Origin of the sequence: Breoghania sp. JC706, from assembly GCF_037026715.1 — a bacterium.
Classification (GTDB): domain Bacteria; phylum Pseudomonadota; class Alphaproteobacteria; order Rhizobiales; family Stappiaceae; genus Breoghania.
Genome location: NZ_JBANCG010000010.1, coordinates 101721 through 124884, shown reverse-complemented (window position 1 = coordinate 124884; position 23164 = coordinate 101721). Strand labels below are relative to the sequence as shown.

At 65.8% G+C, this 23164-nt stretch carries 15 protein-coding genes; 9 read left to right on the top strand and 6 right to left on the bottom strand.

The features are described from left to right. Positions 1-371: 371 nt before the first annotated feature. From V2L18_RS19865 to V2L18_RS19845, 5 genes are all read right to left on the bottom strand, one after another. On the bottom strand, positions 372-1571 hold the full coding sequence (locus V2L18_RS19865; protein WP_336180070.1) for a hypothetical protein: 1200 nt from the start codon (positions 1569-1571) through the stop codon (positions 372-374). 1159 nt (positions 1572-2730) lie between these two features. Next, positions 2731-3981 carry a hypothetical protein gene (locus V2L18_RS19860; protein WP_336180069.1) on the bottom strand — a complete coding sequence of 417 codons (1251 nt, stop codon included), beginning with the start codon at positions 3979-3981 and terminating at the stop codon, positions 2731-2733. A gap of 673 nt (positions 3982-4654) precedes the next feature. Next, complete coding sequence (locus tag V2L18_RS19855) at positions 4655-5032, bottom strand: HepT-like ribonuclease domain-containing protein (RefSeq protein ID WP_336180068.1); 378 nt, start codon at positions 5030-5032, stop codon at positions 4655-4657. Then, a complete protein-coding gene (locus V2L18_RS19850) occupies positions 5032-5487 on the bottom strand; it encodes a nucleotidyltransferase domain-containing protein (RefSeq protein ID WP_336180067.1) in 456 nt (151 codons plus the stop codon). The genes V2L18_RS19855 and V2L18_RS19850 overlap by 1 nt, the downstream gene beginning before the upstream one ends. A 1477-nt stretch (positions 5488-6964) precedes the next feature. Then, entirely contained in the window at positions 6965-10849 is a 3885-nt protein-coding gene (locus tag V2L18_RS19845; protein ID WP_336180066.1) for a hypothetical protein, read from the bottom strand. 893 nt (positions 10850-11742) lie between these two features. Between V2L18_RS19845 and V2L18_RS19840 the strand changes: the two genes are divergently transcribed. The 8 genes from V2L18_RS19840 (at position 11743) to V2L18_RS19805 (ending at position 19932) form a co-directional block, all read left to right on the top strand. Further along, the gene (locus tag V2L18_RS19840) at positions 11743-12966 is read left to right on the top strand and encodes an ABC transporter substrate-binding protein (protein ID WP_336180065.1); all 1224 of its coding nucleotides are present in this window, start codon (positions 11743-11745) and stop codon (positions 12964-12966) included. A gap of 231 nt (positions 12967-13197) precedes the next feature. Beyond that, complete coding sequence (locus tag V2L18_RS19835) at positions 13198-14064, top strand: branched-chain amino acid ABC transporter permease (RefSeq protein ID WP_336180064.1); 867 nt, start codon at positions 13198-13200, stop codon at positions 14062-14064. Positions 14065-14074: 10 nt separating this feature from the next. Further along, entirely contained in the window at positions 14075-15892 is a 1818-nt protein-coding gene (locus V2L18_RS19830) for an ATP-binding cassette domain-containing protein (RefSeq protein WP_336180063.1), read from the top strand. Beyond that, entirely contained in the window at positions 15885-16583 is a 699-nt protein-coding gene (locus V2L18_RS19825; protein WP_336180062.1) for an ABC transporter ATP-binding protein, read from the top strand. Before V2L18_RS19830 ends, V2L18_RS19825 begins: the two co-directional genes overlap by 8 nt. A gap of 5 nt (positions 16584-16588) precedes the next feature. Then, positions 16589-16753: a hypothetical protein gene (locus V2L18_RS19820; protein ID WP_336180061.1), complete on the top strand. Its 165-nt coding sequence runs from the start codon at positions 16589-16591 to the stop codon at positions 16751-16753. After that, positions 16734-18179, top strand: a complete 1446-nt coding sequence (locus V2L18_RS19815; protein ID WP_336180060.1) for an amidase — start codon at positions 16734-16736, stop codon at positions 18177-18179. Before V2L18_RS19820 ends, V2L18_RS19815 begins: the two co-directional genes overlap by 20 nt. Next, positions 18172-19302: a transporter substrate-binding domain-containing protein gene (locus V2L18_RS19810; RefSeq protein ID WP_336180059.1), complete on the top strand. Its 1131-nt coding sequence runs from the start codon at positions 18172-18174 to the stop codon at positions 19300-19302. Before V2L18_RS19815 ends, V2L18_RS19810 begins: the two co-directional genes overlap by 8 nt. 30 nt (positions 19303-19332) lie before the next feature. Next, entirely contained in the window at positions 19333-19932 is a 600-nt protein-coding gene (locus tag V2L18_RS19805; RefSeq protein WP_336180058.1) for an ANTAR domain-containing protein, read from the top strand. A gap of 222 nt (positions 19933-20154) precedes the next feature. Here V2L18_RS19805 and V2L18_RS19800 read toward each other — a convergent pair whose 3' ends face one another. Beyond that, complete coding sequence (locus V2L18_RS19800; protein WP_336180057.1) at positions 20155-21462, bottom strand: hypothetical protein; 1308 nt, start codon at positions 21460-21462, stop codon at positions 20155-20157. Between the two features lie 972 nt (positions 21463-22434). Here V2L18_RS19800 and V2L18_RS19795 point away from each other — a divergent pair. Then, positions 22435-22929, top strand: coding sequence for a hypothetical protein (locus V2L18_RS19795; RefSeq protein WP_336180055.1), 495 nt, complete (start codon positions 22435-22437; stop codon positions 22927-22929). Positions 22930-23164 lie beyond the last annotated feature (235 nt).

The window sequence follows — 23164 nt, the reverse complement described above, 5'->3', positions numbered from 1 at the left end:
CGCGCGTGCATCGCGCCGCCGATGTGTCCCGCGCTCCGCTCGCCTCGCCGTCGAATGCGGGCGAGAAGAGGCGCATTTCAATCCGGCTTGGCGCGGTTTCAGAATGCCCCGGGATCAGTCCCGGGCATGTGTTTGGGCGCGATGCGGAATTGCTACAGATCCAAGTGTCCCGCGCTCCAATTCCAAGTGTCCGGCTACAGGGGGGGCATGGGAGGGACGGGGGCGAGCGGGACGGAGGGGAACGAAAGGGCGGCGGGGAGGAAAAGGTCCCGGCCGGTTGTCCGGCCGGGAAGGGGGCGAGGGGCCGGAGCGCCTGTCCTTCCAGGCGGAAGTGCCTGGTCGACAAGAAAACGCTCCAGTCGGGATATGCTCTAGCGTGCCCCCAGAGCCTGGAGCCTTGCGCGCACGCCGCCGCTTTCCAGCACCGGATTCCACGCATCGGCGGTCAGGTTGTCGGGGCCCAGATCCTCGGCCTGGATCCCCTTCAGCAGGTATCCCGACCCGCCATTGTTCCTCACCGCGATAAGCAGATCGCCGTCGACCTCGGTGATCTCGATATCCGCGCCGGGCATGGCACCGAAGTCGATCACGTCGCTGGCGGGATCGAAATCCGTCACCGTCTCGCGCTCGCCCCAGGCATAGCCGAGCGGCAGCGTGCGCCCGCCGCTCGTGGATGTCTCCGCGCCCTGCGTCCCGGGCGTTTCGTCGGCTGGCTCTGCGGCTGGCCCGGCGGGCGTTTCGGTTTCCGATCCGCTCGCCTCCGCGACCTCGGCCGGCGGGGTTTCCGCCTCGTCCTGCCCATCGCCCTTGGCCGGTTCGGGCGCCGGGTCGCCCTCCAGCAGCAACGCGCCGAGGCCTTCCTGCCCCACCACATGGCCCTCGTAAGTCCCGATCAGCGCGTCGACGCCCGGCGTGTCGTAGCCGCCGAACTGATCGATATATTGCAGGATCGAGGTGCCGTTCTCGTCCGAACTGACGGCATCTTCCAGCAGCAGCGAGGCCGTGCCCCACGCGCCGCGCAGATGCGTGGCGGCGAGAATGCCGGACAGGGTCAGCTCGACGCTCTCGCTCTTTCCGCCCTGCGTGTAGGTGCCGGTGGTGCCGACATAATCGTCGATCGAGCGGCCATAGGCGGCAAGCTGGTTCTGCAGGATCTGGAGATTGTAGCCGAAAGCCTCCTGGATGGCCCGGTTCTGGGCCTCGGCCGTCTTGAAATCGTCGAGCGAGGAGACCCCATTCTTGCCGGTCCAGGTGCCGTTCCAGGTATTGGTGGCGCTGCCGGCCCCGTAATAGGTGGTGGCCTCGTAGTATCCCAGGTCGATCAGCAGAGCCTCGCCGAACTGATAGCCGACGAAGCCGAGCGAGTTGGTGGAGCGATAGGACATTTCCCGCCACTCCGCCTCGCTGAGGTCGTTCCAGCTCGCATAGCCGGGATAGTGGCTCTCCACCGGCCCGCCGGCCCACTGGGTCAGCTGCCAGTCGGCGATCCCGCCGGCCTCGTACCGATCCCGGTCCCACCCCGATTCAAAAGCCAGCAAGGCCGCCAGAAAACAGGCGAATGTCGTACACATGAAGAATATTCCCTGAAAATTGAAGGAAGTCGCGATGCGATGGCGTGAAATGCGCCAAGTGTAAATTGGCCGTGCGGGAAGTGTAGTGTCAAGTAATACGATGATATTTGGCAATATTATCTTAATAGAAATACGTTCTTTCGGAAAATATACGTTTCATGGTGAGGATACGGTTGCGCGTGAAGACGGCTTTTGCGTGCGTGAGGGCTGCGGCTTCGCCAGGGGCTCTGGTCCTTATCATGAGCCTTCGGCACTTGTTGCGCTGGATCCCGGATCTCTCGATGCGCCTTGGGCGCACTCGGTCCGGGATGAGGGTGGAGAGTGCGGGGCATGCGGTGAGGGCCCTGGCTACGGCGCGTTGACACAAGCGGTGTCGAAGGGAAGGTTCCTTGCCCTTGCCCTTGCCCTTGCCCTTGCCCTTGCCCTCGCTTAGGCCTCGGCTCCGGCACGGTCCGTACGCCTCCGTCCTTTCCCGCGCCCCAATCTCTCCGCCGTCATCCCGGACCGAGCGCGCCGCAAGGCGTGTCGAGAGATCCGGGATCCAGCGCAACAAGCGCCGAAGGCGCATAACGCGCGACCAGCGCCCCTGACGGAACCGTGCAACTTGCGGAAAATGCCGCGAATGTCCCCCTATCCTGCACGCAGGCCCCGTGATGCGTGCAGGATAGGGGGAACTGTAGTCGCCGCCCCCGGGCGGCTCCTCCGTGGTCCTTCGCGCGCGGCGCTGCGGAACGTTTCCGCCGCCCGGGGGCGGCGACTTCTATTCCCCCTTTCCTGTCTTGGAAGGGGGGGGGGGAAGGGGGGAGTTCCCCTTGTCACGTGCCCCCGATTACGTAAGGGCGAAGATTAGTAAGCACATCACGTGAGATCACATGCACGAAGCCCCGGGAGGGGGTTGAGGTAAAGACTGTCTATTGGTCGGAGCTATGGATATTGCGAGTTTCGAATAGAGTGGTGCGAAGAGAAGAAGACAAAACAGAAAACAGAAATACTACCAAATGCAAGGGGCGTTGCGGTCCCCCTCGAAACATGCGGCATGTTGAATGCCTTCCGTCCATCCCGTGCGATCCTTCCTGTCCTTCCCGTGTTCCTCCGATCCCTTCCGCCTGACCGTCTGCCGTCGCGTTCTTCACCCGAACATCTCCGTCACCGAAACCGTCTAGTCCTCATGGGAGCCGCCGGCGCGCTGCTGGCCCTTGCCCTTCTTGTCCTCCTTCTTGCGCTTCTCGGCAGCCTCGATAACTCCCTTCTGGATCGCAGCGCTGGCCTGAATGCCGTAGAGCCAGAGGAAGTTGAAGATGGAGAGGGCAAGGCCGCGAAGGGCCATCTGCTTGCCCGGGGTGTCGCCTTGCTCGATAAACGGGCCAGAGTAGAGCCCGTAGATGAAGTAGGCGGCAAAGAAAACGGTGGGGGCCTTGAGGAAACCGCCCCAGCTGCAGAAGTGGTCGACGAAGGCCTTGCGGGCGCTGGTGTCAAGCTGCTTGAGCCTGTCGCTCGGCAGGGAAGCTCCGAACTTGAGGCGGATGGCCCAAAGGTCAATCATCGGCTTGATGGCCTCAATGGCGATCAGCGGGAACAGGAAGCCGGGGAAGATCCACTTGCGATCGACGCGGTCATGGTCCTCCAGCAGGGTGAGTTCGATTCCGCCGGCAACAGCAAACCCCCCGGCAATGCAGATGAGGATCGACTTGAGGGTCAACTGCACGGTGGTGGCATTGCCCTCGAACATGACCGTTCCGACAGCGGATTTGGCGATGGCGCCACAAAGGTCAGTGAGGGGGCCGCGCAGCAGGGCAGGCAATGCGGAGACGAAGGCGGCGAGTGGGCGCGATGTGCCTCGGAGCTTCAGCACATCCTGAAGAAGCATCCAGACCGAGTTGATGGCGCCGACCGAGATCGCGCTGGCGAGAATGGTACCGAACAGGGCGAGCGCCTTCTGGGTGGTGGTGACGGGCTTGCCGTCAAGCGTGATCATCTTCTTGTCGATGCGCGAGACAACGCTGTTCAGATGGGCGAGGGCGTCGCCAAGCTGCTGGCGCTCCTCGGGCGTCATCTGGTTCTCCTCGTCGGAGGGACCCTGCTGGGCGCGACTGAGGGCGGTCAGGTCGGCGATGGCCTTGTCGATGGCCGCCTTGGTGGGGGGCACGCCGCTGGGCTGGGGACGGGGGAAGTCGGGAAGGGGAATGTCGTCGGTTCCGGCGGGGACGAGAGCACCGGACATCATGGGAGAGGAGGAGATATCGGGGTCGTTGACGATCGGCTGGATCTCCGGCTCAAGGATGAGCGGGGTGCTGCCGCCGGCGGCGGCGCCCGTGGTCGCGGCGCGGCTCTCATCGTCCTTGGGGTCAGAGTGCGGGCCACGTCTCTGCATGCCGGAGCCGGTATCGGAGACAGAGTGACGCGAAGACATGATGGCGGTTGCAAGGGCGGGCTTGGAATACTTGAGGGGAGTGTCGATGAAAAAAGTCTGTGATCGAAGAAGTTTTGGGAGTGGGGATGAGCGAAGTGATGATGGTGAGGAAGGAAAGAGAGAAGAGAGAAAAAACGGAGAGGAAAGGCAGGTCTTAAGTAGGCGAGGGGGCGGGCGCTGCCGCCTGGGGGCGGAGGGATGTTCCCCCGTGCTTTGAAATCAATTTCGGAACGCGCGGCCTGATTTGAAATCGGACACGTCATGACCCCGCACGCCAAGGGCGGCTGAGGGGGCTGTGCCGCTTCTTCCTCCAATCGGATGCGGGTGGGAAGCGAATGCGAACCTTGGCGCAGGAACACGGACGTCAGCATCAGGCAGCAGCGTTCGGCAGTTGCGTGATTGGCTGGGCCCGGGTGGAGACCTCGGAAAAAGCGGCCGGATGAAATTCGGACCTGTCAGGCGGGATCCGTGCACCCGTGCCGGTTCCGGTCATGTTCCGGTCAGGGGGGGGCGGCAGGGGTCGGCGCACGTGACCTGCTGAGTCATCCTCCCTGGCGCGCAGGATAGGGATTGTGTAGGCTTTGTTCGTGCGGATGTGCGTCGAAGCGTCTGTCGGTGCGTGCGTGTGTTTGTATGTCCGTGCATTCGTGCGTGCGTTTGTGCGTACGGGCGGCTACCGGTCCTGCGGGTCTTGTTGCGGGCGGCGGGCGATCTCGGCCTCCACCACCTCCAGCAGGGCATCGAGTTCGCCGCGTTCCAGAGTGGTCCAGATCACCTCCACATCGACCTGGAAATACTCGTGCGCCACCCGGTCGCGCAGGCCTGCGATCGCCCGCCACGGGATTTGCGGATAACGGCCGGTCACCTCCTCCGGCAACGCCTTCACCGCTTCGCCGATCTCCATCAGCGAGGCCGAGACGGCCTTGAAGGTCTTGCGGTCCTGGCGCGGGGAGGCGAGGAAGGCGGCCTGGTCGAGCCCGTCGACGAAGGCATGGATGTCGGCGATGGCACGCGCGATGTCGGCAAGCCGCCGGGCCGGGGAACGGGGCATCAGAAGATCCGGATCTCGTCGTCGCGCGATGTGGCGCGCACGTGGTCGTAAAGGTCCTCGCGCGGGGCGAAGTCGATGGCGTGGTTCCCGCCCAGCATCGCGGCGATGCGGGTTTCGATGCGGCCGATATCAAACAGCGAGGGCCTTGCGTCGGGCTCGAATTCGTAGGCGATGTCGATATCGCTGTCCGCCCGCGCCTCGCCGCGTGCCACCGATCCGAAGAGCGTCAGGTGAGCGATACCCATTTCCTGCAGCTCGCCGCGTCCGGCCCTCAGCGCCTTCAGCACGTCGGTGGCCAGCGGCGGGGACTTGTCCTCGCGCGCCACGTAGTCCTCAACCAGCGCGTTCAGCAGGTCCTGCACCTTCTCGCCCCGCCGGGCGGCCAGCGCCTTGAACCGGTTCTTCAGCGGAACCGGAACGCGGGCGGACAGGAAAGCGGTCTGATGGTCGGGCATGACGTTCACATGTTCAATTGTGCACAAGTGAACATATAGGCAAATGGGGAGAGTTGGCAAGGTGCCGGGGAGGTCTTGGGGAGGTCTTGGGGAGGTGCCGGGGGAGGTGCACGGGCGCACTGAGCCGCGCGCCGGGGAGGGCGAGGCGATCGGACACCGGGCGCCACCCTCGCAGCATGGAGCGCGGGCCGGGGATGTGCGAGGCGGGCCGCGGCGCCCAAAGCAGTCCAGAGCAGCCCAGAGCAGGACGAGGGCGAGGCGGCTGGCGCGCCGAAGGATGCGCGGCGTCGTTAGTGTTCGGCAACAAGGGATATGGGCGGCGCGTTTGCGCCGGCTGATCGCTGGATCCCGGATCTCTCGATGCGCCTTCGGCGCACTCGGTCCGGGATGAGGGTGGAGAGTGCGGGGCGTGCGGTGAGGGCCCTGGCTACGGCGCGTTGACACAAGCGGTGTCGAAGGGAAGGTTTTCCTTGCCCTTGCCCTTGCCCTTGCCCTTGCCCTTGCCCTTGCCTTAGGCCTCGGCTCCGGCACGGGCCGTATTCATCTACTCTCTCCCGCGCCCCAATCCCTCCGCCGTCATCCCGGACCGAGCACGCCGCAAGGCGTGTCGAGAGATCCGGGATCCAGCGCAACAAGCGCCGAAGGCGCATAACGCGCGACCAGCGCCCCTATCCCATACGCGTGCAGGATAGGTGGAACTGTAGTGACGGAGACATGCGTGGCCTCCCTTCTGCAGCTTTCCGTCATGAGCGTGCACGACACGGTATGCTGGCCCCGCCTCAGGGCAATCCGTTCCGCGAGCCGTCGCAAGGGATAGGGACGTCGCGTTCGCGCAGGGCAGCTGCCGGATCTCCGATCCGCCGTCCCGCGCCCCCGGTCGGGATGAGGCGGAGCGGGGCATGGCCCCGGGGTGCTAGACAAGATGGGGCGCTACACAAGATGGGGCGCTGCACAAGGCGCGAGCCTCAGCCTCTCCCGCCTTCGGGGCGAAGCGTGCTCCCTCGTGGCCGCAATCCGCCGTGCCTGCCTTGCTCCAGATCCTCCCTCGACCACAACATCGCATAAGATATCTTATGGAATAAAGACGATCATTCCGGGCGCGGGCGCCAGTTGCCCGACCATGAAAACCACGGTCCGATCCCGCGGATTTCCGCCATCCGGAAGCGCCGAGTTGACAGCTGTCAACTTTTCGAGGCGGTCGCGGGCCTTGCACGAACGGAATGTCACGTTAGGATACCATGTCATCTGGACCAGCCAATTTTTTTTATTTTTCGGATGTGACTATCGACAGACTAAGGAAACACGAAAACAACAACTGACAACGCCGCTCCCCGATCCATTCCATCCCGCTCCTTCATCCTTCCGGGCATCCCTCCGGGTCCGGGCAACCTTCCGGGCCTGGGCGGAGCCGGCCGCCCGGGCATTCACCCGTCTCTCTCTGCCCTTTCCTTTCGCCCTTTCCTCTCGTCTCTTCCCCTTACATGCCGCCTGCCGGGGCCACTCTGCGGCTGGCCAGGAAGGCCTCGCGCAATCGCTTCTGCTCCTCGTGATGGGCGATCTGAGCGCTGGCGCCGAAATGCGGGTAGATGAAACCCGAGGCCTTGTGCGCGGCGAACAGCATCGGGGCGCCGATCAGAAGCTCCACCATCTCGTTGTCCACCTGTCCGCCAAGCGTCACCACCAGCGAAACGACCGTCGCCTGAACCGACATGTGGGCGGAGGAAACCCAGCCGGGATTGTCGCCGAAGGCCTCGCCCATGGGCAGCACGGTCTGGGGGCAGAAGTCCCGGGGCGCGTACTTGGCATAGAGCGCGTACTTGAAGAACTCCCGCGTGGACATGGAGCGGGCATAGTCGGCGGGCGCGCGCATGCCGACGCCACCCTGATAGCGGTCCGAGGTGCGATAGTTGACGGAACCGGCGGCCACCGCGCTTGAGGCGAGAACGTGCATGGGATTGCGGTCCCGGCCGGCGCGCCAGTTGTTGGCCTGTGCCAGCGTGGCGATGGGGACAAGCGAGGTGTCGGCATTCGCGCCGGAGCGAACGGCGTTGCCGGCAAGGTTGGCGTTGCTGTCCCAGGTGTAGTCCATCACCGTGGCCGTGGGGCGGTCGGCGGCGTCCGTGATGTCGGTGTCGATGTAGCAGTTGCGGGCCGAATCGATCAGCTGAAGCGCCCGCGCCGGGGTGCCCTCGTCGGCCACGCGGTAAACCTCCTTCGCATCCGCCTCTCCTTCCGGTGTCCGCGCATTCGCGAGGTGGAAGCCGGCCCTGGTCACGGCCTTCTCGAACCTTTCCGTCTCGTGGGCGGGGCAGCCGTAGAAGAAGCCGGGGTCGGCGGAGCGGGTGGCGACGGGAATGAGCTCGTCCGTGTCGAGCCGGGCCTCGGCGAAAGCGGCGGGGACCACATAGTTGACGGCCCGCTGTTCGGGCAGGATAGCCCCGTTCAGACGTCGGTGGATGGGGTCGTCGCGGCCAAGCGCGCGCGCCTTTTCCGCAGCCACCGGCGCCCAGACGAATTCGATCCCGTCCTCCACATGGCAGACCGGGTCGGCGTTGCCGTAAAGGGGGCGGAGCGTTTCTTCGGTGATGGCGAATTCGGCGAGCCGGGACCGGGTGACGGGCAGCAGCGGGGCGTCGCCGATCATGGCCGGGCGCTTGGCGGGATGGGCATCGGGCAAGGCGTCGACGAAGGAGGCGGCGAGGCGCACCATCCGGCATGTCTCCTTGCCGACCGTCAGAGCCGCGGCCTTCTCCCGTGCGGGCGCCCCGGGGCGCTCATAGGCGGTGACATGGGCGAGATCGGCGAGGCGGGCCACGGGCACGAGACGCCAGACGGCGTCCTGCTCCTCCACCACCGGCTGACCGGAGGCGGGGAAGAAGGCATCCTTGAAACTCTGGGTCTCATAGGCCTCGCGCGGCACCTCGTAGGTCATCTTGGTGGCGTTGAAGACGGGCAGATTGTCGGCGGCGTCCTTCACCAGCCAGTTGTTCTCCGCCAGCCAGGGGTCGACCTGGCCGAGGGCCGCGTTGTCGGCGCGCAGCAGGCGGAAGGGACTGTCGAGGACCAGGCTGAGACGGTCGCCGTGGCGGTCGTAGCCGTCAAGCACCACCCGTTCGGACGATCCGCACATCTGCGGGGCGACGACACGGGCCAGCACCGAGGGACTGACGGTGGTGGTGATGATGTCGCAAGGCAGAAGCTGCACGCGCTCGCACGGGGCTTGCGTGGCCGGATCGACGACCTGATAGGCCGCATGGGAGGGCGAAAGCGTGTTGTCCTCAAGGTCATGGGTGCCCTTGCCGAGGCCGACCACGCGGGCGCCATAGGCCCAGTCGATGCGGAAGAACTCACCGCCAAGGCGGCGGGCCTCGTTGCGCACGGGGCCGAGCAGGCCGGTCAGGCCGCGCAGGTTCTCGATGAAGTATTCGACCTCGGAATTGATCATCGAGGTCTGCAACTCCGACGCGGTTCCCATGAAGCGGTAGCCACCCCAGCCGCCGGTCTTGCGGCCCACGTCGAGCGCATAGGTGGACAGGATCTGGATGAGGCGCTTGGCCTCCAGCAGCTTTTCCTGCGGCAGCTCGGCGAGCGGGAGGGCGAACAGGCGGGCGTGGTGCTCCTCGGCAAGCGGGATGGTGCGATCGCGCAGGCCCTCCTCGATATGGGCATCGACCGAAACCTGGAAGGAGCGGTCCTCGCAGATGCTCAGCTTGGTGATGGCCTCGCGGATCTCCAGCGCGCGGTTGAGAGACCGGTCGACGGCGCCGGGCTCGTGCAGGAAATCGTGGATCTCGTCCCACGAGATGGTCTTGCCGTTCACCGTGGCCGTGAGGCGGCGGAAGCCGTTGGAGACGGCGGTGATCACCTGCTTGACGACCCGCTCGAACACCGTGTTGTCCTTCTCGTACTGGCCGCGGGTGCCGAACAGGTCGCGCACCTTGAAGAACGAGACGCCCTGATCGTGGTTGGGGAAGGAAATGAGCTGGGCGTTCTTGTCGAAGGCCTTGCCCAGATGCATCCAGTGAAGCGGGGAATCGGACTGGATGCGCATGGCGCCCAGCTCCTGATGGCGGCCGTCGGCGTACATGTGGGTCCAGAAGCGACCGAAGGCGGCGTAGAAGACGCCAGCCTCCAGAACCTTCAGATGGATGGGGCGGCGCGAAGCGCTGGCAAGGCGGGCCATCTGCAACATGAAGAAGGCGGCGGAGGGCCCTCCTCCCACGACGGTGATCTCGATCGGGCGGGTCTCATTGGCCGGGGGCAGGCTGCCGGTCGTCTGGCCGTGTCGCATGCCGCTGAAGCGGACGGCGGGGTACTCGGCGGAGCGGATGTCGTGGCGCAGCAACTCGTCAATGTCGAAGCGGCGGCTTTCGGGGTGGGGCTTGTGCGGGTTGCGCGCGTCGGCGACCTTCGGGCCGGGAGCGGAAAGGTCAAGCCGGGCGGAAAAGGCGTTGATCGCGGCGATGGCCTCGGGGTGGCTGGAAAGGATCCTCGACCAGACGTCGATCTCCTCGTCGCTGCCGGCCTTCTTCTTCGTCTCGAAGTCGAGGAACGCCTTGCGGGCGGCTCCGGGTATCTTGATCTCGGCGTCGGACTTGCCGAGGGCGGCGAGGAAGCGGCGCTTCTTGCCGTCGCGGGCGAGGTTGTAGAGGGCGAGGATCATCTCCTCGTCGACGATCCGGGCGCCGGGCTTGGTGCGCAGCAGCAGGTCGGGGCGCGCGGGCGGGTCATCGGCTTTCTTGCGGGCCTCCAGCACGATGTCGGGGCGCTCCTCGCAAAGCCAGCGGGCAAGGTCATGGCGCAGGCGCGCATGGTCGATGCGCGGGCTGACGACGTTCTCGATCCAGTCGGGGGCCCGGTCCCTGCTCTCAAGCGCGATGACGGCCTCAAGCAGCTCCTCCCGGTCGGGGAAGTGCAGAAGGATCGCGAGCACCTGAAACAGGGCGTTGGGGTTGGTGATGAAGTCGGCGGTGCGGAACAGGGCCTTGTCGCCCCACTCGAAGCCCTGGTCGAAGGGACGGCCGAGGCCGTCGACGACATCCTCGCGGGTCACGGTGTTGATGGGGATGGCCAGCTTGAAGTGCATGTCGTCGATGCCCTCGCGGATGATGAAGGCCTCGTTGGTCAGGTCCCGGCCCTTAGCCATGCCCTGAAGGCGGGCGCGGGTTTCGGGCAGCGGGCGACCGAAGTGGTCGAAGAAGAGAAGGACGCGCTCATCCTCGTGGACCTCCTCAAGGAAGTCCTCGACAACGGGAAGGAAGGCGTCGGTCAGGTGAACGAGGCCGGAAAGGTTGGGCGCAAGGTGCGTTGCGATCATCGTGGCGACGATCTCGCGCTCGGCTCCGGTCAGGTCGGAAGACATGGTTGGGCAGGTGTTGAAAAGCGTTGGTGTGAAAAGATGCGAAAATGTTTTTGGGGTTTTGTGAACTGTGCTGGTGATGATGAGGAGGAAAGAAAGAACCCGATGACGGGCGGGCGAGCCTGTCCTTTATAGACGTTGGCATGGCCGTGGGGCCTCGACGGTCGGAGGGTTTGAAACCCCGACGGGCAAATGGTTCGCCCGAGGTGGCGTCAGCATCACGCCATTTTGCGCGATTTTCCGGCAAGGCCCGGCCAATGATCCCGCATTCCCATGCCCTTCTGGCCCATGTCCTTCTGGCCCATGCCCTGCTGACCTCTCCGCCCCACCTTACGCGCCTGCAAGACCTGCTGCGCCCCGTTTCCCCTCATGCGAACACGTCACGAGGACACGTCATCCCCTCGCTTGGTCCTCTCCTGCCCCCCTCGCCGGAAAACGCGGCCCGGAAAACATGGCCCGGAAAACACGGCATGGCTGCCTGGCCTTGGCGTCTTGGCACGTGCCGACGATCCGGTCTGCCCCCGGCGCTCTCCGCGGATCGGGCGCACGTGACCTGCTGAGTCATCCTCCCTGGCGCGCAGGATAGGGGGAAATGTACTGTGCGTTCGTTCTTGTCTTCGTCCGTGCGCGCGTGCGTTCGTGAGTGTGTGCCGAAGGGCGGGCAACATCCGCCGGTCTCTTGCCGGTCTCGCGCCTGGCCTCTCCCTGCGATACGCACAAATGCCGGTTTCCGGTTGACTTCGCGTCGCTCCGCGGTTTAGGTGAGATAGTGCGACGGCGCACAGTACATTCCTACGCGATGCAGCGGGACACTTGGTCAACGCGCGTCGCTTTTTTGTTTTCAGGCCCGTTTTCTCAGGTGTTCTGCTGTTTAAAAAAACAGAGGGACACGTATCATGAAAACCGGAATCCTGAGGAACGGCATCTTCCGGGCGGGGGTGGTCGCGACGGCCATGCTCACCGCCCAGGCAGCTGGCGCGGCACCGAAGATCGGCGCGATCTTCGATCTGACCGGCGGTCTCAACATCTACGGCATCCAGCAGAACAACGCCCTGCAGCTCGCCGTGGAGGAGATCAACGCCAATGGCGGCGTGCTCGGCGAGCCGATCGAGGTCGTCTCCTACGATGCCCAGTCGGAGCTTTCCAAGTACACCCAGTACGCCAACACCGCGATCCTGCGCGACAAGGTCGATGCGCTGTTCGCGGGTCTGACAAGTTCCTCGCGCGAGGCGATCCGGCCGATCGTGCGCCGGGCCAACATTCCCTATTTCTATTCCTCGCTCTACGAGGGCGGCGCCTGTGACAAGCAGACCTTCGTCACCGGTCCCACCGCCTCGCAGCAGCTCTCGGTGCTGATCGACTGGGCGACCTTCAAGTACGGCAAGAAGATCTACATCATGGCGCCGGACTACAATTTCGGCACCATCTCCGCCCACTGGGTGCGCGAATATGCCGAGAAGATGGGCGCCGAAGTGGTCGGCGAGGACTTCCTCGCGCTGACCGTCACCGACTACGCCCCCACCATCCAGAAGATCCAGGCGGCGAAGCCCGACTACATCGTCGCCCTGCCCGTGGGTGCCAACCAGACCGGCTTTCTGGAGCAGTTCGCCGCGACCGGTCTCAAGGACACGATCGGCGTCGTTTCCACCAATTACGGGTCCGGCAACCAGCAGATCGTCGTCTCGCCCGAGGCCGGCAAGGGGCTGATCGCCGACCAGGGCTACTTCATGGTCGTCGACAACCCGGTCAATGCCGAATTCGTCAAGAAGTGGGTCGCGAAATACGGCGATGACGAGCCGATCGTCTCCGAGGCCGTGGACGTGTGGAACGCCGTGCACCTGTGGGCGCGTGCGGTCGAGCAGGCCGAGACCACGGACACCGGACCCGTCATCGCCGCGCTTGAAAGCGGGCTGAGCTTCGAGGCGCCCAACGGCACCGTGCGGCTGGAGCCGGGCTCCCACCACCTGGTGCAGAACATCTACATCGCCGAGGGCGACGATCGGCACGGCTTCAAGATCATCCAGACCTACAAGGCCGTCGCCCCCGTCTACGAGAACCAGAAGTGCGATCTGGTGGCCAATCCCGACCTGGTCGAGCACTTCAGCCCCGAGAGCGAATAGGTCTTCGTCGGCCCCGGCGCGGGGTCGCCGCAACCGACAGACCCGCGCCGGGGCGTTCTCATGTCCCGATGAAAACCGGAAGAACGGACTTTCCACGACCTGGAAAACGGAGCGGGCGTCTCTTCGCGAAGACCATCCCGCCATCGTCATCACCCGGACGAAGCCGGGCAATGACGATGGAGGGCGTGCGGGGAGACATCCTTCGGGGGGAAAGTCTTGAGGGGAGAATTCATGGAAATCGACTATCTGGCGACCGTCCTGCTGTCGTCGCTGTCCAGCGCCGCCATCCTGCTCATCGCCACGATCGGCCTTGCCGTCGTCTTCGGCCTGATGGGCGTCATCAACCTGGCGCATGGCGAGTTCCTCATGATCGGCGCCTACACGGCGCTGACCGCGACGCGGATGGGCGTTCCCTTCGCCCTCTCCATCCCCATCGCGGTGGCCGTCACCATGCTCATCGGGGCGCTGGTGGAAATACTCGTGATCAACCGGCTCTACGGGCGCATCTTCGACACGATGCTCGCGACCTGGGGCATTTCCATCGCCTTCTACCAGCTCGCCGTGCTGATCTTCGGCACCGTCACCCCCGGCATCGGCATGCCGCGCTTCAACGTCACCATCGGCGACTACAGCCTCGCCGGCTATCCGCTGGCGATGATCGCGGTGGCGCTGGCCATGGCCGGCTTCGTCTACCTTCTGATGACGCGCAGCGTCTACGGCATGAAGGCGCGCGCCGCGATCCAGGAGCCGGAAATGGCGCAGGCCATCGGCATCGAGGCGGCGCGGGTGAACACCATGACCTTCGCGCTCGGCTGCGGCCTCGCCGGTTTCGCCGGCGCGGTGCTGCTGCCCATCGTGCCCGCCACCCCCTCCATGGGCTTCGCTTTCGTCATCAAGGCGTTTCTCGCGGTCGTCGTGGCCGGTCCCGTCACCCTCACCGGCTCGGTGCTGACGACGCTGGGGCTCGGCGGCGGCGCCTCGATCACCGCCAGCTTCCTGACCTCGGTCGCCGGCGACGTCTTCTTCTTCCTGATCACGGCCGCCCTGCTCTGGCTCTATCCCCTCGGGATTTCCGCCAGATGGCGCCGCAAGCTGTAGGCCGCATTCCATGACCCTTTCCCAGAGACTTCATGACAATGCCGGGCTCGTCTTCCCGGCGGTGGCGACGCTCGCGGCCCTCGTCTCGGCAAATCTGATCGATCCCTACCTCGCCTATGTGGCCACCTCCTGGGTGATCTTCGGCCTTCTGGGCCTGAGCCTCGATGTGGTGTGGGGGCGCGGCGGCTTTCTCTCGCTGGCGCAGACCGCCTTCTACGGCCTCGGCGGCTACATGGGCTCCGTCGCCGCCATCAACATGGCCGCGGTCACCGGCAATTCGGTGATCTGGGCGCTGCCGGCGGGCATGATCGTCGGCGGCCTCGTCGCCGCCGCGCTCGGCTGGATCATCTTCTATGCCCGCATGGGCCCGCTGCAGAGCACCATTCTCTCCTACACCTTCACGCTGCTGCTGTGGTCGGTGAGCCAGTCCTTCAAGCTCGATATCGGCGCGGCGCGCATCGGCGGCGACAACGGCATGTCGAACATTCCCGGCTTCGTGCTGGGCTTCGGCGAAAAGGCCGAGACGCTCTCGCCGGCGGCGGGACTGATGCTCGTCGTCGCCATCTCCGCGGCCGTCTACTTCCTGACCCGCCAGCTGTGGCGCGGCACCTTCGGCAAGGTCATCGACTGCATCCGTCTCGATGCCCAGAAGGCGGAGCTGCTGGGCTATGACGTGCGCCGTTTCCAGGTGCTGGGCTTTGCCTATTCGGGCGCGGTGGCCGGGCTCGCCGGCGCGCTGTTCGGCGGCTGGGCGAACTATCTCAATCCCTCCATCTTCTCCGTGCAGGAGGCGCTGCTGGTGCCGATCTACGTGCTGGTGGGCGGTCTCGGTTCGCTGGCCGGCCCCTTCGTCGGCGCCCTGGTCATCGGCGGTCTGTCCTTCTGGCTGGGCGGAGGCGCGGTCGGCGGCCAGACGACGCTCATCCTCGGCATCGTGCTGGTGCTGCTGGTGCTGTTCCTCAAGGACGGCATTCTCGGCGCGCTCGATGCCGCATGGCGCCGCTTCCTGCCCGACCCCAACGACGCGGCGCGCTCGGCCGGTGCCGTCTCCATCGAGGCGGAGGCGCTGGAGGCGATCCTCATCGAGGCCCAGAACCGGGCGGGGCCGGCGAAGCCGCTCAAAACGCAAGATCTCTACAAGCGCTTCGGCGGCGTCGTGCCGGTCAACAGGGTCTCGCTCTCCTTCACCCCCGGCCGGCCGTTCTCGCTGATCGGGCCGAACGGGGCGGGCAAGAGCTCGTTCCTCAAGACCTGCATCGGCATCTACGACCCGCAGGGCGGCGCGGTGACGATCGCCGGCGAGGATGTCACCCACATGCCGATATCGGCGCGCGTTCACGCCGGCATGGGCGTCAAGAACCAGAAACCGCAGGTCTTCGCCGATCTCACCGTCCACGAAAACCTGTGGATCGCCGCCCATTCGCGTCTGAAGGACCGTGCGGCGGCCGATGCGGTGACGGGCGAGATCCTCTCCATGCTCGGCTTCGGCGCCCAGAGCGCGGTGGAGGCCGGCGCCCTGTCGCACGGCCAGCAGCAATGGCTGGATATCGGCATGGTGCTGTGTCTCGCCCCGCGCGTGGTGCTGCTGGACGAACCGGCCGCCGGCATGACCAGGGAGGAGACCGGCGAGCTGTCGCGTCTCGTCCGGGTGCTGGCCCGCTACACCACCGTCGTCGTGGTCGAGCACGACATGGAATTCGTGCGCACGCTGGAGGGGCACGTGACCGTGCTGCACCAGGGCGAGGTCTTCGCCGAGGGCGATATCGAGACGCTGCGGGCCGACGATCACGTGCTCGACATCTATCTGGGGAGGCGGGAGCATGTTTAAGGTCGAGAACGCCACCGGCGGCTACGGCAAGACCACCATCATCCGCGATGTCAGCCTGACGGTGGCGAGCGGCGAGGCCGTGGCCCTGCTGGGCCGCAACGGGGTGGGCAAGTCCACCCTGATGCGCTTCATCACCGGGCTCATTCCGGCCATGGCCGGCCACGTGGAGGTGGATGGCAAGCGCGCGCCGGTCTCCCCGGCGAAACGCGCGCGCATGGGCCTCGGCTACGTGCCGCAGGGCCGCTTCGTCTTTCCCCGCATGACCGTGATCGAGAACATCCACGTGGCGGCGGAGACGAACGGCTATTCCGGCAAGGAGGCGGTGGCCGACGCGCTGGAGGAATTTCCGCTCCTGAAACCCAAGGCGCACGACCTCGCCGGCGGGCTTTCCGGCGGCCAGCAGCAGATTCTGGCGCTTGCCCGCGCGCTGGCGCTGCAACCGAGGGTGCTGTTGCTGGACGAGCCGACGGAGGGCGTGCAGCCCTCGCTGGTCGACGAGATGGCCGGCATCCTCAAGCGCATCAACGCGGAGCGCGGCATCGCCATCCTGCTCGCCGAGCAGGATCTCGATTTCTGCCTGTCCATCGCCGGGCGGGCCTACGTCATGGAAAAGGGTCAGATCCGCATGGAGACGGACCGCGAGAAGCTCAGGGCCGACAAGGACCTGCAGCAGGAACTTCTGGGGGTCTGATGAAGATGAGCGATCCCGAGGCGAATTCCCTGAACCGGGACCAGAACGAGCGGGTGGAAAGGACCCTGACGCGGATCCGCGCCGGGCTCTCCCGCTTCCGCGACAGATCCGGCACCGAGCCGGCGCATTTCTTCCAGCCGGAGGCCTTCGATGACAGCCGTGAACGCTAGCCCCGCCGACACGCCCGCCGATACGCCTGCCAACACGCCTGCGGGCAGCCTGAGCTGGCAGGTGAGCGCGCTTGAAGGCGGCGCCGAGACGCCGCTGACCCTTGCCGAACGTGCGCTGGAACGGGCCGAGGCCCGGCGCGATCTCAACGCCTTCGTGGCGCTGGATCGCGCCGTGGTGATGGTTCAGGCCGAAGCCGCCGATGCCCGGCGCAAGGCCGGCCGGCCGCTCGGGCCTCTCGACGGGGTGCCGATCGCGGTCAAGGACAATTACCTGACCCGCGACTACCCCACCACAGCCTGTTCCAACGCCCTGCCGCTGGAGCCGGCCGGCGAGGATGCCCGCATCGTCGCCAACCTGCGCGCCGGCGGGGCGGTGATCTTCGGCAAGACCAACATGCACGAATGGGCCTACGGGGCGACCAACACCGCTTCCAGCATCGGCCCGACCCGCAATCCGCGCGACACGACGCGGATCACCGGCGGCAGCAGCGGCGGCTCGGCGGCCGCTGTTGCGGCGGGCATCGTCGCGGCGGCGCTGGGCAGCGATACCGGCGGCTCGGTGCGCATTCCGGCGGCCGCCTGCGGCGTCTGCGGCTTCAAGCCGAGCTATGGCCGGGCCTCGCGCCGGGGCGTGCTGCCGCTGAGCTGGTCGCTCGACGCGCCCGGCCCGATCGCCGGCACCCTCGCCGATCTCGCCCATCTGCTGCCCTTCTTCCTGGGGCCGGATGCGGGCGACCGCACCACCTTTGCCGCCCGCCCCTATGCCATGCCCGCGCCGGATGTCGCCGGCGGTGCGGTGCCGCGTCTCTTGTCTCTGGAGGGCGCGGACCTTGAGCGTTCCGACGAGGTGGGCGCGGCGCTCTCGCGTGCGCTTTCGAATTCGGGGGCCGCGTGCGAAACGGTGGACCTTCCCGATGCGGGAGGCTATTTCGCCGCCTGGGAGGCCATTCTCCATTGCGAGGCGAGCGCCTATCACGCACCCTTGCTGGCCGCCTGCCCCGAGGGCTTCTCGCCCGTGACGCGGGCCCATCTGGAGGCCGGCATGCGGCTTTCGGGGCCAGAATACCTGGAGGCGCAGGCGATCCGGGCGCGGTTCGTCGATCTTCTGCTCAACGGGCTGGGGGCTTGGGATGCGCTGGTGCTGCCGACGCTTCCCGTGGTGGCGCCGCGGCTCGGCGAGGACTGGCAGGAATTCGGCGGCCGGCGGGTCGCGACGCAGGACGCGATGACGTGGTTCTGCTGGCTGGGCAATCTCGCCGGGCTTCCCTGCGTGACGCTGCCGGTTGCCAATGCCGGGACCGGCGACGCGCCCGGGCTTCCGGTGGGGTTGATGCTGATGGGCCGGCCGGGCGCCGACGAGGCGCTGCTGGCGCTGGCCGGCGGACTGGAGGGACGGATGAGGGAGGCGCGGGACGGTCGTGAGTGACAGCGTAATCAGGATCGGCGTGCTGTTCTCGCAAAGCGGGCCGATGGCGGTGACGGAGAACGCCCATATCCAGGGCATTCTTCTGGCTTGCGACGAGATCAACGCGGCCGGCGGCATCGCCGGGCGGGCGCTGGATCCGGTGATCCTCAACCCCGCCTCCTCCGACGAGGCCTATGCGGATCTGGCGGCAGAACTCTTCGTGCGCCACCGGGTCAACGTGCTGTTCGGCGCTTGCCTGTCCACCAGCCGCAAGGCTATCCTTCCGCTGGTGGAACGGTTCAACGGCATTCTCTTCTATCCCTCCGTCTACGAGGGGTTCGAATATTCCCCGAACGTCATCTATGGCGGGGCGGTGCCCAACCAGGTGGTGATCCCGCTTCTGGAATACATCTTCCGCGCGCATGGGCGCCGCGTCGCCCTGATCGGCTCGGATACGCTTTACGCGCGCGAGATCAACCGCATCGTCAACGAGTTCCTGGCCGAGAGCGACGGCGAGGTGGTTCTGGAGCGATACATGCCGTTCTCCACCGCTCTGGAGGGGTTCGCCGCCTTGCTGCGGCAAGTGCCGGACGATGTCGACGCGGTCATCTCCACGGTGGTGGGGCAGGATATCGTGACGCTGTACGACGCCCAGCATGAGGCCGGCATTTCCGGCGAACGGCGGCCCATCGCCTCGCTGACGACGACGGAATCGGAGCTGGCGCGGATGCGGCCGGCCGCGCGTGCGGGTCATATCTCCGTCGCGCCCTATTTCTCCACGGTGGACACGCCCTCCAACGCCGCCTTTCTTTCCGCCTTCCGGGCGCGCTTCGGGGCCGATGCCATCCCCAGCGTCTATTCGGAAGTGTGCTACGCCCAGGTCCACATGTTCGCAAACGCGCTCGCCCAGAGCGGGACCGACGAGCCGGAGGCGCTGTTGGCGGCGCTGTCGGGCGCGGTGTTCAAGAGCCCCGGGGGGGATCTGTTCCTCGACATGGAAACCAACCACGTCTCGTTCCGGCCGCTGATCGGGCGGGCGCGCGAGAGCGGCGATTTCGAAATCGTCCACCGGGGGCGCAACACCTTTCCCGATCCCTATCTGGTCAGCTACGACCGGTCGGTGAGCGAGCGTGTAACCCAATGAGCGAGCACCAACCCGAGTGAGTGGGATGTCTTGAGCGAACAGGTTCCGGCAGCAAGCGGCGGTCTCCTGCGGCGTCTGCGGCGCATGCGGGTGCTCGTCATCCACCCCGACGATGCGGAGCGGGCGATGTTCCTGGCGCATCTGCGCCGCATCGGCTGTCAGGTGGAAAGCGTGTGGCCGGCCCCCGCCACCCTGCCCGGCCGGTTCGACGTGGTGCTGTTCCTGATCAAGCGCACCCACGACGACGACACGCTTTCGTGGATGGCGGCGGAAGACCAGATCGCCCGCATCGCCATCATCACCTTCGAGACGCCGGAGATCCTCGAAGAGCTCGGCCGTCTGAACGTGCACGGGGTGCTCACCAAGCCGATCCGCATCTTCGGCATTCTGGCGGCGCTGACCACGGCCATAAGCCTCGCCGGTCACGAGTCCCGCCTGAAAAAGCGCATCCAGTCGCTGGACGAGACCCTGAAGGCGCGGCGCAAGATCGAGAAGGCGGTGACGATCCTGTCCGAGAGCCGCTCGATCTCCGAGGCGGAGGCCTATGCCCGCATTCGCGGCAAGTCGCAGAAATCGAAGGTCAGCATCGCCGCCATCGCCGAGGCGATCATCTCCTCCGCCGATCTTTGAGGCGCGGCGTGCGTGCAGGATAGGGGGAATTGTAGTCACCGGAACCGGGAATGCTCCGGGCAAGATCAATTCAAGCGAGTGGACGGGCGAAGCCCTTGCGGAGATATCCGCCTGCTATTCTACAAACGAGTGACGACCCTTCTCCTCCCTCCTCCCTCCTCCCTCCTCCCTCCTCCCTCCTCCCTGATCCTTCTCCCCTCCCGCCTTCCCCTTTCCTCCCCTTCAACGGCGCGCCTCCACCTTCTGCCTGATCGCTCCGGCACCGCCCACAAGCGTCTTGAACGAGAAGACGAAGGCCCACAGGCCAAGGAACGAGCGCCAGTGCGTGGCGCCGATCTTTTCCGCATACCATTCGTAGGCGAACCAGACGGGAAGGTTCGGAACCACCTCGTAGATCACATAGCCGGTGGTGCTGAAATCGTGACGGAAGGCGCGCAGCGTCTGCATCAGGCTCTCGCGGGCCTCGGGGTCGGTGAAGGTGTAGGTCCAGGTGCGATGGGTGGCCGCCTCGCCGGCGGTGTTGGCGAGGAACGCGCCGAAGAACGCGAGCTGGTAGCTGCCGGCGAGGTGATACTTGATGCGCGAGGGATCGCCGCGGGCGCGGTAGGCGGCAAGCTCGATCGCGAGGTTGATGCTCTCTCCGCCAAGCGCCGCCGCGCTCACATGCTTGAGCAGAGGGACGCCGAAGGAGAGCGCCCCGGTGGGGCCGATCTGATCGGAAAACGCGACCGAGCCGACCCAGCGGGTCCGGGCCCCGTCGAAAAGGCGCAGGAGCAGCGGGTAGACGGTGCTTGCGCCGACGCTGGCGAGCGTCTCGAAGCCCGCGCGCTTCAGGTCGATGCTTCCATCGGCGGCGTAAAGGTCGCGCTCGGGGACCTGGCGGATCAGGTTCCATGCGGCGGTGACGATGGCGGTGGCGACGCCGGGCGCGACGCAGGTGGCGAGAAGGATCGCGGCGCGGCGCCCGCCGCTGACAACAGCGTCGCCGGGAGCGGGGGTATTGACGGGCACGGGTTGGGCCTCAAGGTCGAAGCCCGTGCCGGCGTTCGGCGGGATGACGGGGGAGGGAAGCATCTGGAAGAAGGCGGGTTCTTCCTCCTCCAGCGCGGTGAAGACCGCATCTGCGGCGCGCACGTCCTCGCGAGGCTCAGTGGCCGGGCGGGCGAGAGCGGCAAGGACACGGCGCTCCATGTCGGCGAATTGGGCGACGGGATCGCGGCCGGCGGCCTCCTCGATGCCGGCGGGGATGTCGTCGGCGCGCTCGTCGTTCCACTCGTACCACTGAAGGCCATCTGTCTGGGTCGTCTCGGGCAACGGCTCGTGCGCCTTGAGATCGCTCAACAGGGCGGCGAATTCCTCCTCGGAGAGGCCGGCCAGATAGCGCGTGAGCTCCTCCAGCGTGTCCCGGGAGGGGGCATCCGGCGCCGGGGAGACGAGCATCTTCGCCAGCGCATCGGTGAGGCGTAGGGGAAGAAGATCGATCTCCTGCTTGAGGCGCTGGACGACCTCCCGGAAATCGGAAACGGGCATGATGGTTCCTGGATGATGAAATGAAGTCGGGGGCAATGAAATGAAGTCTGGTGAAAGGTGTCTGTCACAAAGGATGATGAGACGGAGTGCGGGTGCGATGGGAGGAGAGAGAAGAGACGGAACAGGTGGGCGACGACGCGCCCTTTATGCCTTTCGCGAAGGTGGGAGGCCTCCGGTCGAAAGGATGGTCGCGGCAAGAACGGCTTTCACATGCTGACCATCGCATGGGCACGACGTGCCGTTTGATCCGACCGCGCCGCGAATACGAGCGACCCCGCCCCCCTGATGGCCTGATCCCGTGATGGCCTGATCCCGCCTCGTCCCGCCAATCATTGCCCGAAGGGGCAATATGCCCGCGCACGCGCCCCCTTCAGCTGACCTGGTGGCATGACAAGTGGCATGACACATGACACATCGTGCGGGGGCCACGTCATCGCAATTTGCGCGACCTCGCGCATCCGATCGGACTTCGCCGGGCGCCGAGGGGCGTGTCTCGCCTATAAATGAGGGGCTTCGTCCCTCGTTGCCTCGTTCCGGCATCCCCGACACGCAGTCTTCTTCGCGATTATCGGTCTGTCTGAAAAACCTGCCTGCCATGGACCTGAACGAGTATCCGGGCCAATTTCCGGGCCAGCACCAGAACCCTTACGGGCGCGTCGTGCTCAGACCTCGGCACACGCTTGCCGGCAGCGTGCCCGCCGATCCCGCTCTGCAGCCTGTCCCTCTCGACCGCCTCAATGATTCCGACTGCGAGCGTCTGTGGGACGACGAGAATTTGCGCGCGGCGCTCCGCGCGGAAAAGGTAAGGCGCATTTCCCGTTTCCGGTGCCTTTGATCTGACACGCCGGCCAGCCCTATATCCACCAGTCCATGAACGGGCTCAGTGCGACGGGGGCGCTGGATAACACGAAGACGCTGAAACGCTGGGGGGAGCATTTCCGCCTCTGCGCCTATGCCCGAAGCGCCGGGAAGATGGGAGAGGAGACCACCTCCTATTTCGCTCTGCTCGCCACCGGCATGGGACGTTCGATCGAGTACATGCGCCAGCGCGAGTACGTCAATTCGATCCCGGGCGAGATCGACGAAGGGGTCGGCTTCCCCGCCGCTTTCGAGCGTTACCGTCAGGCTCTGGGCATTGGGGAGACGACCGGCATCGCGATCATTCAGCATCCCGATTTCGCCTCGCTGATGCGGATCGCGCAGGTCTCGATCGTGCTGTGCGATCTGCCGCCGACCTATCAGGATTTCCCGCAGGTCCGCCTGCACGATGCCCCCTCGGAGGAGGCCGTGGTCAACTACCTGTGCCAGATCCGGAGCTTCGATGAGCCGAGCGAGGAAACCTCCTCCTGGCACTCCGACGAGGACCCCTCCGCCGGCCCGGAGATGGTGAGCGAGGGCACGCAGACCCGTTCTCCCCTGGATGTGGAGGAGTACAACGCTCTGATGGGCGATTTCGCGAGTATCTGAATGGGGGGATGGATCGTCGTTGCGGGCCAGTCACGACCCGAGAGCCTGTCATTACCGCAGACACTGTCATTACCGTAGAGATTGAATTGACCGGATTGCCTGATCCTGCCGCCTTCCCCGTGCCGTCTCTGTGCCTGCTGCGTGCGCGTATGCCGATGTGAAAGTGTCGACCGCGTCCCCGCCCGCACGTGATCTTTCCATGTCGCACGTGATCTGCTGAGTCATCCTCCCTGGC